Annotated in this window: 14 protein-coding genes; 12 read left to right on the top strand and 2 right to left on the bottom strand. The window is 39.8% G+C overall.

Annotated features, from left to right (window positions below; translation table 11 throughout):
- Window positions 1-16: 16 nt before the first annotated feature.
- Window positions 17-718 (bottom strand): SIMPL domain-containing protein, encoded by a 702-nt coding sequence (locus FTV17_RS01425; protein ID WP_179997865.1) that lies wholly within the window; start codon window positions 716-718, stop codon window positions 17-19.
- 543 nt (window positions 719-1,261) lie between these two features.
- Here FTV17_RS01425 and FTV17_RS01430 point away from each other — a divergent pair.
- From FTV17_RS01430 to FTV17_RS01450, 5 genes are all read left to right on the top strand, one after another.
- Window positions 1,262-2,059, top strand: a complete 798-nt coding sequence (locus FTV17_RS01430; protein WP_035267140.1) for a fumarylacetoacetate hydrolase family protein — start codon at window positions 1,262-1,264, stop codon at window positions 2,057-2,059.
- Window positions 2,060-2,084: 25 nt separating this feature from the next.
- Window positions 2,085-2,981: an acetaldehyde dehydrogenase (acetylating) gene (locus FTV17_RS01435; RefSeq protein ID WP_179997866.1), complete on the top strand. Its 897-nt coding sequence runs from the start codon at window positions 2,085-2,087 to the stop codon at window positions 2,979-2,981.
- 11 nt (window positions 2,982-2,992) lie between these two features.
- Window positions 2,993-4,012 carry a 4-hydroxy-2-oxovalerate aldolase gene (dmpG, locus tag FTV17_RS01440; RefSeq protein WP_035267135.1) on the top strand — a complete coding sequence of 340 codons (1,020 nt, stop codon included), beginning with the start codon at window positions 2,993-2,995 and terminating at the stop codon, window positions 4,010-4,012.
- A gap of 399 nt (window positions 4,013-4,411) precedes the next feature.
- Window positions 4,412-5,704 (top strand): OprD family outer membrane porin, encoded by a 1,293-nt coding sequence (locus tag FTV17_RS01445; protein WP_179997867.1) that lies wholly within the window; start codon window positions 4,412-4,414, stop codon window positions 5,702-5,704.
- A gap of 263 nt (window positions 5,705-5,967) precedes the next feature.
- Window positions 5,968-6,828: an alpha/beta fold hydrolase gene (locus tag FTV17_RS01450; RefSeq protein WP_035267132.1), complete on the top strand. Its 861-nt coding sequence runs from the start codon at window positions 5,968-5,970 to the stop codon at window positions 6,826-6,828.
- A gap of 334 nt (window positions 6,829-7,162) precedes the next feature.
- On the opposite strand, the gene hcaR is transcribed toward FTV17_RS01450, so the two are convergent.
- Entirely contained in the window at window positions 7,163-8,062 is a 900-nt protein-coding gene (gene hcaR, locus FTV17_RS01455) for a DNA-binding transcriptional regulator HcaR (protein ID WP_035267131.1), read from the bottom strand.
- 281 nt (window positions 8,063-8,343) lie between these two features.
- On the opposite strand from hcaR, the gene hcaE reads away from it, so the two are divergent.
- The 7 genes from hcaE to FTV17_RS01490 all read left to right on the top strand — a co-directional run bounded on the left by hcaE (window position 8,344) and on the right by FTV17_RS01490 (window position 14,635).
- Window positions 8,344-9,711 (top strand): 3-phenylpropionate/cinnamic acid dioxygenase subunit alpha, encoded by a 1,368-nt coding sequence (hcaE, locus tag FTV17_RS01460; RefSeq protein ID WP_035267128.1) that lies wholly within the window; start codon window positions 8,344-8,346, stop codon window positions 9,709-9,711.
- Window positions 9,708-10,226 carry a 3-phenylpropionate/cinnamic acid dioxygenase subunit beta gene (gene hcaF / locus FTV17_RS01465; RefSeq protein ID WP_179997868.1) on the top strand — a complete coding sequence of 173 codons (519 nt, stop codon included), beginning with the start codon at window positions 9,708-9,710 and terminating at the stop codon, window positions 10,224-10,226. Before hcaE ends, hcaF begins: the two co-directional genes overlap by 4 nt.
- A complete protein-coding gene (gene hcaC / locus FTV17_RS01470) occupies window positions 10,226-10,552 on the top strand; it encodes a 3-phenylpropionate/cinnamic acid dioxygenase ferredoxin subunit (protein WP_092767096.1) in 327 nt (108 codons plus the stop codon). The genes hcaF and hcaC overlap by 1 nt, the downstream gene beginning before the upstream one ends.
- Window positions 10,553-10,554: 2 nt before the next feature.
- The gene (gene hcaB, locus FTV17_RS01475; protein ID WP_179997869.1) at window positions 10,555-11,370 is read left to right on the top strand and encodes a 3-phenylpropionate-dihydrodiol/cinnamic acid-dihydrodiol dehydrogenase; all 816 of its coding nucleotides are present in this window, start codon (window positions 10,555-10,557) and stop codon (window positions 11,368-11,370) included.
- A gap of 68 nt (window positions 11,371-11,438) precedes the next feature.
- Window positions 11,439-12,404 (top strand): 3-carboxyethylcatechol 2,3-dioxygenase, encoded by a 966-nt coding sequence (locus FTV17_RS01480; protein WP_179997870.1) that lies wholly within the window; start codon window positions 11,439-11,441, stop codon window positions 12,402-12,404.
- Between the two features lie 4 nt (window positions 12,405-12,408).
- Window positions 12,409-13,638: a 3-phenylpropionate/cinnamic acid dioxygenase ferredoxin--NAD(+) reductase subunit gene (gene hcaD, locus FTV17_RS01485; RefSeq protein WP_179997871.1), complete on the top strand. Its 1,230-nt coding sequence runs from the start codon at window positions 12,409-12,411 to the stop codon at window positions 13,636-13,638.
- A gap of 88 nt (window positions 13,639-13,726) precedes the next feature.
- Window positions 13,727-14,635 (top strand): DMT family transporter, encoded by a 909-nt coding sequence (locus FTV17_RS01490; protein WP_179997872.1) that lies wholly within the window; start codon window positions 13,727-13,729, stop codon window positions 14,633-14,635.
- The last annotated feature ends 325 nt before the right edge of the window (window positions 14,636-14,960 follow it).

Here is a 14,960-nt window from a genome sequence, read left to right on the forward strand (position 1 = left end):
GAATTTTAATAGCAAACTATTTTAATTGAATTGATCCATTTGCATTGACTGTGATTGTTGATTCTCCAGCAGCCATATTTTGTGAGTCTGGAACGGGTGCACTCTCTACAACCATTGCGGCACGTGCCATGGCTAATGGTCTTGGTGAATAATTATTGGTGTTCATATTCAAGTTAACCAAGTTATAACTAGAACGATTCCAGGCTTTAGTGAGAACCTGAGCGCGCTGTTGGAAATTTTGCGTGGCTTCAGTCAATAACTCATTTTCAACCTGCTTTCGTTTTTCAGTGGAAACAGTGAAATTAATCGATTGTGTTTGAAAATCTTGTTGTAACTCGCTAATTAACTGGCTCGCTGCTTTAAAATCTTTGCTCTCAATATTTACTTCAGCACGGCCACGCCATTCCTTCAGTTTTGTTGAATTGTTGTTGTCATAGACAGGATAAGTGGTCTGAGAACCCGTTTCGACCTTTACTTGGGGGTATTTTTTACTGATGCTGATGGCCTGATTCATCAATTGGGTCATTTGTGTTGAAAGTTGTGCAGGCTGCTTATTACTTTTTTCAATAAATAAAATGGCGTGCATTTCATCATTAGAGACTTGTTTAGAAGCATCTGCTTGAAGATTAATAATATTAGTTTTAGGTTCTGTGTCAGCAAGTACCGAAAAGCTAATGCCAGTAGCTAAGATCAATAGTGGCAGTTTTAATAATTTCATTGTTATCTCTGTATCTTCACCTGATGAATATTCTACAGAATATTCTAATCTTTTTTGATGGAGAGAAAATGTGATTATTTGGTGATTAGATAGTAGCAATTGTAATATTCAACACCGATTTTACGACTTAAGTCGCCTTAACAAGGCTTTTAAAATGTATTTTAATTGAATTGTAGTTGAACAATAAAAGAATATAACTTGTCTTTGGATTAGTGATTAATAATTTGTAATCCATAGATAATTTTATTATCAATGGTCTAATAAGTAGTATTAGAAATAGATTAAACATTCTGTATATTTAAATAATAAAATTTTAAAAACATGTAAAACAATAAGATAGAGCCTTTATTTGATAAATTATTTATAGTCTGAAACTATTGTCATAAAGAAAATAAGTATTGGCATATAGGTCAAGATTTTTCCATTCTAGCTCTCATCAGAGATGCAGGTATCTCTCTAAAAGAATTTGTCCCTCAGAAGGTTGTTTTCAAGCAATTTTCCTAAGGTCAAATAGATCATCGAATGAAGTTGAAGGAAGTCTTGATGTCTAATTCTGCTGTAGTTGAATCAGTAGCACAAGCGTTACGAACTGCTGAATTATCACAAAGTGCAATCGCACCAATTCGCCCAACGTTGGGTGGTGAAGCTGCTGATGTAGATATCGCTTACGCTGTACAAGAAGTGAATACAGCGCGTGCCTTATCAGAAGGTCGTCGTTTAGTTGGGCGTAAAATCGGTTTGACATCAAAAGTGGTTCAAGCACAACTCGGTGTAGATCAACCTGACTTCGGTATGCTGTTTGCAGACATGGCTTATGGTGATGGAGAGGCGATTCCTGCAGGTCTATTGATCCAACCTAAAGTAGAAGCGGAAATCGCTTTGGTGATCAATCAAGATTTAACGAAAGAAAAACACACTTATGCTGACATTATCAGCGCGACTGATTATGCACTTCCTGCTGTAGAGGTGGTGGATAGTCGAATCGAAAACTGGAAGATCAGTTTGATTGACACTGTCGCAGATAATGCATCTTCAGCTGCATTTGTATTGGGTTCACGTCCTGTAAAACTCGATAACCTTGATCTAGTGAATTGTAAAATGATCATGACACGTGGTGAAGAAGTCGTGTCTCAAGGTGTTGGTAAGGCTTGCTTAGCAAACCCTTTAAATGCAGCTGTCTGGCTTGCTGATGAAATGGTACGTCGTGGTCGTCCATTGTTAGCTGGTGACATTATTTTAACAGGTGCATTAGGCCCTATGGTTGTAGCAAACCCAGGTGATGAATTCAAAGTTGAGATTGAAGGCTTTGGTTCAGTGACTGCTGCTTTCGCTGCTGAATAAGTCGGAATTTTGAGAGAGTACGTTAATGAAAAAGATTAAATGTGCAATGATCGGACCAGGTAATATAGGTACTGATTTGCTTTACAAACTTCAACGTAGCGAATGGTTAGAGCCAGTTTGGATGGTGGGTATCGATCCTACTTCTGAAGGTCTTGCTCGTGCTGCGAAAATGGGTTTAAAAACCACTGCAGAAGGGGTTGATGGTCTTCTTCCTCATGTCATTGATGATGATATCAAAATTGCTTTTGATGCAACGTCTGCATATGTACATGCGGAGAACAGCCGCAAGTTAAATGAGCTTGGCGTGCTCATGATTGACTTAACACCTGCTGCAATTGGTCCTTTCTGTGTTCCACCTGTGAACTTAGAAGCTTTACTTGCAGAAGGTGAAGTGCCTAACGTGAATATGGTAACGTGTGGTGGTCAGGCAACAATTCCTATGGTTGCAGCAGTTTCACGTGTTCAACCTGTTGAATATGGTGAGATCATCGCGACTGTGTCTACAAAATCTGTAGGTCCTGGTACACGTAAAAACATCGACGAATTCACACGTACAACTGCGGGTGCTATTGAGAAAGTTGGTGGTGCGAAAAAAGGTAAAGCGATCATCATAATTAACCCTGCTGAGCCACCACTTATGATGCGTGACACAGTACACTGTCTTGTTGAAGGTGAGCCAGATCAAGCTGCGATCACTGAATCAGTTCACGCGATGATTAAAGAAGTGCAAAAATATGTACCAGGTTACAAACTTGTAAATGGTCCAATTTTTGATGGTAACCGTGTTTCTATCTTCTTGGAAGTAGAAGGTTTGGGTGATTTCTTGCCGAAATATGCAGGTAACCTCGACATTATGACAGCTGCAGCTGCTCGTACAGCAGAAATGTTTGCTGAACACGTATTCAACAAAGAAGAAGCTTAAGGAGCAACCGCATGTCTAAGATTATTGTTCATGATATGACTTTACGTGATGGTATGCATCCGCAGCGCCATCAAACGACTGTTGAGCAAATGATTGCAATTTCAACAGCACTTGATGATGCAGGCGTACCATTAATTGAAGTCACTCACGGTGACGGCCTTGGTGGTTCATCAGTAAACTACGGTTTTGCTGCTGCGACTGACGAAGAATACTTGTCTGCTGTTGTACCGCGTATGAAGAATGCAAAAGTTTCTGCACTTCTTCTTCCTGGTATCGGTACAGTTGACCATTTAAAAATGGCGCATGAAATCGGTGTATCAACGATTCGTGTTGCAACTCACTGTACTGAAGCTGACTGTTCTGAACAGCACATCACCGCTGCGCGTAAATTAGAAATGGACACAGTGGGCTTCTTAATGTTGGCTCACATGGCAACTCCTGAGCGCCTTTTAGAAGAAGCGAAGAAGATGGTGTCTTACGGTGCAAACTGTATTTATGTTACAGACTCAGCAGGTTATATGCTTCCTCAAGATGTAATCGATCGCGTTGGTCACTTACGTCAACACTTGGACCCAAGCATTGAGTTAGGTTTCCACGGTCACCACAACTTAGGTATGGGTGTATCAAATACTGTTGCTGCGGTTGAAGCAGGTGCAGTACGTGTAGACTTGGCGTCTGCAGGTCTTGGTGCTGGTGCAGGTAACACGCCACTTGAATTGTTTATTGCTGTTGCTAACCGTATGGGTATGGACACTGGCGTTGACTTGTTCAAAGTACAAGATGTTGCTGAAGATCTAGTGATTCCAATGATGCACAACCCAATTCGTGCAGACCGTGATGCAGCTACTTTAGGTTATGCGGGTGTTTACTCTTCATTCCTATTGTTCGCTAAACGTGCTGAAGCGAAATATGGCGTATCTGCGCGTGAAATCTTAATGGAGCTTGGTCGCCGTGGTACTGTTGGTGGTCAGGAAGACATGATTGAAGATCTAGCTTTGACTATGGCTAAAGCAAAAGAACTTAACGCATAATTTAAAAGTGATTCGAAGGAGCACTCTTAGGAGTGCTTTTTTTTTATGAATTTAGAAAAGATACATATAAAAAAACAATTGCGTGAGATGTTTGGGTGCTTATATTGAGTGATTTGGCGTAGAACGTGTCGTAATTGTTAAACTTAAAAACGATTAAATAAAATGGCAAAATGCTTCTGGGTTAATTTGTAAGATATTAAAATATAATAAATTATCCATAGTAAAAGTTAATTTGCTTAGTTACTGAGCTATTATTAATTGTTTATAACAATGAGATTTTTTAAAGTATTGTTTTTCATCGGAAAAGTCTAAATTTTTTTTAGACTCTAGTCTGATTTCTTCAGAGTGTACAATTTAGCAATATGCTCATCAACGCTGATTTGAGTATAGGATGAAGCCATGCGTCATCAAAAATTATGGCTAGCAATGATTGCTGCAACAACTCTAGGGACAACTTCTGCTCACGCGAATTTTGTGGCTGATTCAAATGTTCAGCTTAAATTTAAAAATTTCTATTTAGAACGTAATTACGATACAGCACCAAATCTAGATTATGGTAACTGGACGCAAGCAATTACTTTAGATGCTAAATCGGGTTATCACGATATTGTTGCAGGCATTCAAGTTGGTGCAGATCTCTTGGCTCAATATGCAATTGGATTGAAATCGCGTGATTCTGTAAATGACATTCATATGCCATATGATAACAGTCAAGGTCGTACAGAACGTGATAATGCTAAATTTGGTGCGACTTTGAAAGTTAAAGTTTCTGAAACTGAACTTAAAGTAGGTGATTTATTGCCGATGTCACCAGTTATTTTCTTCGATCCATCACGCCAATTATTAACTACTTATAGTGGTGCATGGTTAGAGTCGAAAGATATTCAGGATACTAAATTAACCTTGGCATATATTGATGGTATTAATGCGCGTTACGATAATCAGTATCAAGATTTGACCTTATTCCCAAACAATGATTTTGCGAAGGCAGAAGCTCAAGGTCTCACAACTGATGATGGAATGTATATTGTTGGTGTTGATCACCAGTTTACATCAAAGATTGGTGGTAGTTATTGGTTCGCTAATTTAACTGACATCTTCAAGCAACATTATGTTGCTGCAAGCTATAAAACTAAACTTGATGAAAAAACGAATTTAGATGCACATATTCGTTACTTTGATAACAGTGAAACTGGCGATAAACTTTTTGGTGAAATTGATAGCCAAGCAATTTCTATGGGGGCGAAAGTAAACCATGGTATGCATACTGTTCAATTGGGTTATCAAGAGATGTTCGGCGAGCATGGAGATAAAGCGACACTATTCCCAACATTGGGTGGTTGGGTGCCACAACCTTATTTAGATAACTGGTCGGTCGCGAGTTTTATCCGTAAGGATGAGAAATCTTGGAGCGTAGGTTATACCTATAATTTTAAAGAAATGGGTGTACCAGGATTATCTGCAACTGTACGTCATTTCCAAGGTTGGAATATTGATACGGCAACACCAGGTCGAGGTCGCGAGAATGAAAATAACATCATCGTGAACTATGTTGTGCCAGAAGGTAAGTATAAAGGTCTTGGTTTCAACTATATGTTTATTGATACTAATTATAACAACATCAATGTTCCAGGCACCTTGAGTGATTTAGAAGAGCATCGTGTGGCGTTAAGTTATAGTTATAAATTCTAAAAAATGAAATTGATCTCGATATGATGAGCAAGGATCATATCGAGATCTTATCAAGTCATATTCAGAGGGTGAATATTGATTTTAAAAAAATAAGGAAAAACAGTAATTTATTTAATTGGTAAAAAGAAGGATGCAATCGTAAATTTGTATCAGTTGAAAGGTACAGAGCAGTTAATATAAGCCTGTAAAACTATCATTTGTAAACATCAACTGATGATTGTTTCACAAATATATGATCAGTTATAGACAGTTAGAGGACTATGATGAGCACTGTTCAAATTCCAGAATATAAAACGGATTCATTCTTTGGTTTAGAAGATAAATGGATCGAAACTGCTGAAGGTGAGTTAACCCATTATCATGAAATTGGTGAAGGCACGCCTATTTTATTCCTTCATGGTTCTGGTACTGGTGTATCAGCAGCTGCTAACTGGTGGTTGAATTTACCTGCAATTGGTGAGCAAGCGCGTTGTATCGCAATTGATACCATTGGTTATGGTCAAACTGTCGTTGCACCAGGAACTCAATACGGTATCCGTGCATGGGTTGATCATGCAATTCGTACTCTTGATGCACTTGGTATTGAAAAAACATGGTTAGTAGGTAATTCTCTAGGTGGTTGGTTAGCATTCCAATTGGCACTTGATTATCCAGAGCGTGTACTCGGTATTGTTTCAATGGGTACAGGTGGTGCAAAACAAACTGCAGCCCTAAAAGCGCATGCAAACCCAGTTTTAACAGAAGAAGGTATTCGTAAGACACTTTCAATGTTCGTTGTAAATAAAGACTTAATTACAGATGAGCTGGTAAAAGTACGTTTTGATTCTGCGGCGAATGACTACGCATCTGATCGTTTAATGGATGTTGTGGGTGCGCGTGACCGTGATCGTTTCGAGTTCCCATTAGACTTTGAAAAAATGAAAGATATTACAGTTCCTGTATTATTGATTCATGGTACTCAAGATGTGGTGATTCCTGTGTCTCGTACTTGGGACATTTTAAATATCGTTCCTAATGCTGATGCACATATTTTCAGTCAGTGCGGTCACTGGTCGCAAGTTGAAAAAGCAGAAGAATTTAATACGGTGATCAAAAATTATCTAGCAGTTCATGGTGTTAAATAATTTAAGATCCTAAAAAAATAAAAAAGAGGATGATTTAATCATCCTCTTTTTTAAAACTGAAAATACAGAACATGTGTTTAATACGTTTAAATCTGCATATTGATAATCAATATTGAGCATTGATCTGTTTTAATTCATTAGACTTAAGTGGTAGAGCAAGTCTAGTTAGTTAATGGATTGTTTAAAAATTAGTCTAATATAAAGCCTGAATTCATAGAATTTATGATGATATGCGTAAAACTTTATTAGACTAAAGTCTAAGACTGATGGTTGAAATAAAAAATAAAAATCACCGCTATGTTTAACGGTGATCATTAATTTGAAAAAAAATTAATTAATTACGATTAATATCAAGGTAAAAAACAGAGCTCAGTAAGTCCATAAATTTTTTGACGCCTTCTGAGTTAGTACTTTTTCTATAGCTTGCAAATAAATCGATTGATGGTAATTCCACGTCTAGCGGGCGAATCACGGTGTTGTTCATCGTCAGTGGTGCGATATATCCAGGTAGAAAAGTACAGCCCAGGTTCATGCCAATAGAATTAATGTTAAAGAGGATATTGTCTGCAGTTTGAACAATATTTAAATTGATTTGATGGTATTTTGCAAAATCTAGAATGATCTTATTTAGTGTTTGAGATTGCTGTTCAGAAGGAATAATGAAATCGATTCCATCGAGCTCTTTTACTGGAATGCGATCGTATTTAGCGAGTGGATGATCTTTGGGGAGTAAGAAAATCAAAGGTTCTCGTAAAACAAATTGACTTTCGATTTCATCACTAAATAGATTTTGACGAGTAAAAGCGATATCAATTTCGCCTTTTTTTAACATTTTTGACTGATCCGAATTGTTTAAGCTTAACAATTCAATCTTTAAATCCCGGTTTTGAACACGAAGATTAGGGAGAACGTAAGGAAAAATTTTCATTTCAACGACAGGAACAAAGCCGATACGTAACAATTGCTGTTTAGATTTGGCAATCTGACGAGTCATTGCGACTGCTTTGTCTGCTTGGGCTATCGTGAGGCGAGCTTGTTCAAGGAAGACTTGCCCCTCCTCAGTGAGTTCTACCTTACGTTTTGTACGATAAAGCAAAGGGACGCCAATTTCATCTTCAAGATCTTTAATCTGCTGGCTCAATGATGGCTGAGCAGTATAAAGGCGCAAGGCTGCTTTGGTGAAGTTGAGTTCTTCTGCCACAGCAATGAAATATCGTAGGTGTCGTAGTTCCATAAAAAATCATCCAAAGATTGATTCATATAATGTCTAAATATGATCAAGTGCGAGTATAGTTCACAAATGGATATTCGGTGAAGTGGGGCTGAGCATATTGAAATATCAACGTTATTATTAAAATATCGTAAAATTCACGTATTGAGCGATTGATTAATTTATCGATAAAACATCTTGATTCAAACAAAAAAAATATTTCCCCAAAACTCGTTCAAAACTCATTATCTCTGCAAAGTTGAGTCTATTAGTTTGTGTCTAATTTAGTCACAGGAGAGCTTTTCATGAGTGGGAAAATTGATGTGCGCGAAATCGATGCTTTAGTCGATGCACAAAATGGACGTATCACGCCATCTATTTATACAGATCCAGATATCTATGAACTAGAACTTGAACGTGTGTTCGGTCGTACATGGTTATTCCTTTGCCATGAAAGCCAAATTCCAAAGGCTGGTGATTTCTTCAATACCTATATGGGTGAAGATCCGATCATCGTGGTACGTCAAAAAGACGGTTCAATCAAAGCATTGTTAAACCAATGTCGTCACCGTTCAATGCGCGTGAGCTTTGCTGACTGCGGTAACACTCGTGCGTTTACGTGTCCATACCATGGTTGGTCTTATGGCGTAGACGGCTCTCTTAAAGATATTCCTCTTGAAGATCGTGCATTCCCTCAAGGTGCATGTAAAGAGAAGTGGAGCTTGATCGAAGTAAACCGTGTGAAGTCTTATAAAGGCTTAATCTTCGGTTGCTGGGATGAAACAACTCCAGACCTTGAAGAATACATGGGTGATATCGCTTGGTACTTAGATGGCGTATTAGATCGTCGTCCAGGTGGTACTGAGATCATCGGTGGTGTTCATAAGTGGGAAATCGAATGTAACTGGAAATTTGCGGCTGAACAGTTTGCATCTGACCAATATCATGCATTGTTCTCTCACGCATCTGCGATTCAAGTATTAGGTGCTAAACCTGATGACGAATCTTCGAAGAAACTAGGTGCTGCGCAAACTGCACGTCCTGTATGGGAAACTGCGAAAGACGCAATCCAATATGGTTCGCGTGGTCACGGTTCAGGCTTCTTTTTTACAGAGAAACCAGATGCAAACGTATGGGTTGATGGTGAAGTGGCAAACTATTTCCGCGAAACTTACGAAGAAGTTAAAGAGCGTCTTGGTGAAATCCGTGCGTTACGTCTTGCGGGTCATAACACCATGTTCCCAACATTGTCTTGGTTAAACGGTACAGCAACACTTCGCGTATGGCATCCACGTGGTCCAAACAAAACTGAAGTATGGGCGTTCTGTATTGCGGATGCTGAAGCATCACAAGAAGTGAAAGAAGCGTTTGAACGTTCTGCAACACGTGCATTTGGTCCAGCTGGTTTCCTAGAGCAAGATGACTCTGAAAACTGGATCGAAATTCAAAAAGTCTTACGTGGTTACAAAGCGCGTCAAAACAAACTCATTATGGAAATGGGGCTTGGCAACGAGAAAATTCGTGAAGATGGTATCCCTGGTATCACCAACTACATTTTCTCTGAAACTGCGGCACGCGGCATGTACCGTCGTTGGGCAGATTTGCTCATCCATGAAAAATGGGAAGATGTTGAGAAAGCAGCTGACGAATATGAGAAGGAGCTTATGAAATGAGTCAAGTGAGTTTAGAACTTCACCATCAAGTTAGCCAATTCCTCTATCGTGAAGCGAAATTGCTTGACGATTGGAAATTCCGCGACTGGTTAGATACGTTAGCTGAAGATATTTCTTACACGCTACGTACAACACCAAATGCTCAAACACGTGACCGTCGTCGTTCAATTGAACCACCTACAACTTGGGTGTTCAATGATACGAAAGATCTTTTAGAGCGTCGTGTTGCTCGTCTTGAAACAGGTATGGCTTGGGCTGAAGAGCCTCCATCACGTACAACTCATATGGTGAGCAACGTGATCGTAGAAGCTACTGAAGTTGAAGGCGAATACGATGTATACGTTACATATCTTTTGTACCGTACACAAAAAGAGAAAGATGTCACGATTTACTGTGGTAAACGTCATGACAAGATCCGTAAAGTTGAAGGCGGCTTAGGCTTCCAAATTTTCAACCGTAAGATCACGCTTGATCAAGTTACCTATAACTCTCACAACCTGAGTGTGTTCTTCTAATGAATAAGATTTTTGTTTGCCAAGTTGACAAATTAGACGAAGGCGAAGCGTTGAAAGTAGATTGCGGCGTTAACGGTATCGATGCGCTTGCAGTGTTTAACAATGGTGGTGAGTTCTTCGCAATGAATGACCGTTGTTCTCATGGTAATGCTTCAATGTCAGAAGGTTATCTTGAAGACGATGGCACTGTCGAATGCCCATTGCATTCAGCTCGCTTCTGTTTAAAAACTGGTCAAGCATTATGTTTACCAGCGACAGATCCAATTCAAACATTCCCAGTGATTGTTGAAGATGGTGCGTTATACGTTGAGATGGCAGGAGAGTAATCATGGGTTGGCTTAAAGGCGAAGTTGCACTGATCACAGGTGGTGGTTCTGGTTTAGGTTGGGCTTTAGTTGAACGCTTCCTTGAAGAAGGTGCGCACGTTGGTGTGTTACAACGTTCACAATCTAAAGTCGATGCTTTAAAAGAACGCTTTGGTGATCAAATTGTTGCAATCGCTGGTGATGTTGCCAACTATGAAGACAATGTCCGTGCTGTAAAAGCAACTGTTGAGCGTTTTGGTAAGCTTGATTGCTTTATTGGTAATGCAGGAGTCTGGGATCACTACGCGGATATCGTCAATACTTCAGGTGAGCAACTTGATAAAGCGTTTGACGAAATCATGGGAATTAATACGAAAGCATTAATTCTAGGTGCTAAGGCTGCACTTGATGAGTTAGTAAAATCTGAAGGTTCGATAATCTTCACACTATCTAACTCAGCATTATATTCTGCGGGCGGTGGTCCAGTTTACACGGCATCTAAGCATGCTGGCGTAGGCATCATGAAGGAATTGGCGTATGAGCTTGCACCGAAAGTTCGTGTGAATGCTGTTGCGCCGTCAGGTATGAATGTAAACATTAAAGGTGCTGCATCATTAGGCCAAGAAAATCTAGGTCTTTTAGATGCGCGTGATCCTGAGAAAATCGCGCGTGGTATGCCGTTGAACTTCTTACCTGAGCCTGAAGAAATGACAGGTTCATATGTGCTCTTGGCATCTCGTCAAAATAACCGACCTTTAACAGGTGTTCTGATCAATGCAGAATGTGGTTTGGGTATTCGTGGTCTACGTCAACCACGTGCTGGTTTCTTTGACGAATAAAATCTAGTCTAAAAAATGGACTTATCGGCAGCCTGTTCTAAGGCTGCCTTCCTTTTAAGGAGTCTCTCATGGCCGTTAAACTTATTTGTGCTTCGCACAGTCCTTTAATGGAGTTTGCTTCACCTCAAGATCAGTCAAAAGAGCAAAAAGTACGTGCTGCTTTTGAACAATTATCTGCTGAAGTAAAAGCGTACGATCCAACACTGATCATTACTTTTGGTCCAGACCATTTTAACGGTTTTTTCTACGACTTTATGCCAAGTTTCTGTGTCGGTATCCGTGCTACGGCTGCTGGTGACTGGGATTACGGTAAAATTGACAATAAAATCGATGTTCCTGAAGACAAGGCTTTGGCGCTTGTGCGTCAAGTTCTAGATGAGGGTGTTGATATTGCATACTCATATCGTATGCAGGCTGACCATGGTGTGACTCAACCATTACACTTCCTTTGTGATGGTAAACTTGATCGTTATAAAACGATTCCAATATTTATTAATGGCGCTGCAGCACCAATGCCAACCACAAAGCGTACCATTGCTTTAGGTCGTGCGGTTGGACAATATATTAAGTCACTTAATCTTGAAAATGAGCGTGTACTTGTATTGGGTACAGGCGGTTTGTCTCATGATCCACCAACACCTCAAATGGGTTCAGTGCCACCAGAAGTTGAAGAGTTTTTAATTGCTGGTCGTAATCCAACTGAAGAAGCACGTAATGCGCGTCAAGCGAAAATTATTGCAGTTGGTCAGAAACTCGCTGCTGGAGATACATCAGTTGCAATACCGCTGAGTCCTGAGTGGGATATCGCATTGCTTGAGAAATTCAAACAAGCAGATTTTGCTGCAATGGAAGCGATGACTGAGGCTGAAATTCGTGTCGAAGGTGGTCGTGGTGGTCAAGAAGTGCGTTGCTGGATGGCAGCATTTGCTGCACTGAGTGAAGTTGGTGAGTATGAAATGACAACTCACTGCTATGAAGACATTAGTGAGTGGATTGCGGGCTTCGGTATCGTATCTGCGGAATTAAAAGGTTAATCCCATGAGCAATGTAAACAACATCGTCATCGTTGGTGCGGGGCAAGCAGGCGCAAGTGCGATCCTTGAGCTTCGTGCAAACAAATATGAAGGTAAAATCACATTAATTGGTGATGAAACGCATCTTCCTTACGAGCGTCCACCCTTATCAAAAGATGTCATTTTAAAACCTGAAGAAACCAAGATTGAAATTTTATCTGAAGAGAAATTAGCAGATCTTGGTGTGACAGCAATTCGTGGTAATGGTGTCGTTAAAATCAACGCTGAAGCCAAAACTGTCGAACTTCAAAATGGTGATGTTGTTGCTTATGACAAATTGCTGCTTGCAACTGGCGGTGCAGCACGTCGTCTTCCAAACTTCGATGCACTTGGCAAACATGTTTACACGCTGCGTAATCTTGAAGATTCACAAGCCCTTGTACCAGTGTTACAAAAAGGTCAACGTATCATCCTGATTGGTGGTGGTGTAATCGGTCTTGAGCTTGCATCATCTGCGCGTTTCAAAGAATGTGAAGTCACTGTCATTGAAATGGGTCCAATGGTGATGGGTCGTTCATCGCCACGCATTTTGAGTGAATTCTTGCTTGAACAGCAAAAATTGGCAGGTGTGGATGTCCGTCTTTCAACCTCAATTGCAGAGTGCAAGCTTGATGGCGAAGAAATCGTGGTGACTTTGGCTGATGGCCAAGAACTTCGTGCGGATGCTGTGGTTTATGGTATCGGTATTGTGCCAAATGCGCAGTTGGCAGTTGACGCTGGTCTTGACGTTAATCTCGCGATCAAAGTAAACGAAAATTGCCAAACCTCGAATGCTGATATTTATGCGGCAGGTGATGTGGCAACTCAACTTCGTGACTGTGGTAACCACCGTCGTGTTGAGACTTGGGAAAATGCCAATCTTCAAGCAGGTATCTTTGCACGCCATGTGATGGGTGTAGAACATCCTACTCCTAATCCAGCATGGTTCTGGACAGATCAGTTGGACATTAACTACCAATTCGTAGGTGATATGGCAGCGGCTGAATGGCTCGTTCGTGGTGAAATCAATCCTGAGCTTCGCGCTGAATCATCATTTGTATTGTTCGGTGTGACTGATGGCATCATCGTGGGTGGCATTACTGTAAATGCGGCCAAAGAAATGCGTCATCTTAAAAAATTAATTAGCAAACAAGCTGCATTTGAAGCAGATAAATATTTAGATCTTAGCCAAGACCTTCGTAAACTTGTGAAGTAAACTCGGCATGATTGTGCAACAGACCTAGGGTAACTTAGGTCTGTTTTTTATGTGCCTAAGAAAATATTGATTCAATTTTGAGCAAATTATGAATTCTAGTTCCGCGAATATAATGGTTGTTGCGAGTATATATGCCTTATTGGTATTGATATGGGCTGCAACACCACTTGCCATTGTATGGAGTGTTGCAGAAATTCATCCAATGTGGGTGCTCATCATTCGATACTTTGGTGCATCTATAATTGCTTTGGCGTTGCTCAAAATGATGCGTGATTCACTTCCGTTTGATCATGTATCGCTGAAAAGTTATGTGGCTGGTAGCCTAAATTTAATAGGTGCGCAGTTATTTATCTATTTGGCAGCGAATTATTTAACGTCAGGCTTAATGGCACTGATCTTCGGATTTTCGCCATTGATTGCAGGTCTCATTGGACATCTCATTCTAAAAACACATAAGCTGTCTATTTTACAATGGAGTGGAATGGTCATTGCCGTATTAGGTCTCACATTTGTTTTTGCAGAATCTGCAGATGAGCGAGTCAATCCTTGGGGTGTGGTTTTGATGCTGATCAGTATGGTGTCGTATATCAGTTCTATTTTTTGGGTCAAACAAATTAATGCACCTTTAAGCCCCATGAGTCAGGCGACTGGTTCATTAATCGTTTCAGCTCTAGGATCACTCTTAATCATTCCATTCATTTGGCAACAAATCCCAACAGTGCTACCAAGTACGCAAGCGATGGTGGGTTTTTTATTCACAATGATCATGTCATCAATTGTTGCGATGCTGTGCTATTTTTGGTTAATCCGCCGTTTAGCAGCGTCGACAGTGTCTTTGAGTAATGTCATGACGCCAGTCATCGCCCTAGTTTTGGGGGCATCCTTAAATAATGAAATTATTCATAATGAAGCCTTGTGGGGGATTGTCGTTGTGATGATGGGATTGCTGATGTATTTTAATCGAGAGCTCTTGAAACTATTCTTAAAAAATGAGTGAAAAAAGTGGTTTTAATCACACACCTACAACTACATGAATATATAAGATTCATAATGTTACAAAACTCTGCTTTAGCCCAAGCTCGAATTTAGGAATACTGAAAAAGTCAGTTCAAATCAGCAAAAAAATTGAACATTTTTTGCATAATTTGGACTGTTTTACTTTAGCTCAAGTTCAAACTTATCTAAAATAGAAGTGGTACAGTTTGAAATCTATACAAGTTATCAATTTGTCACATTAATATTTTAAAATCTGCTGGTGAAAACGATAGAAATCTATTTATTTTATTTCAAAATTCGTTATCATCGCGCCCTCTAGTTATAAC

The organism is Acinetobacter sp. YH12239 (assembly GCF_013417635.1).
Taxonomy (GTDB): Bacteria; Pseudomonadota; Gammaproteobacteria; order Pseudomonadales; family Moraxellaceae; genus Acinetobacter.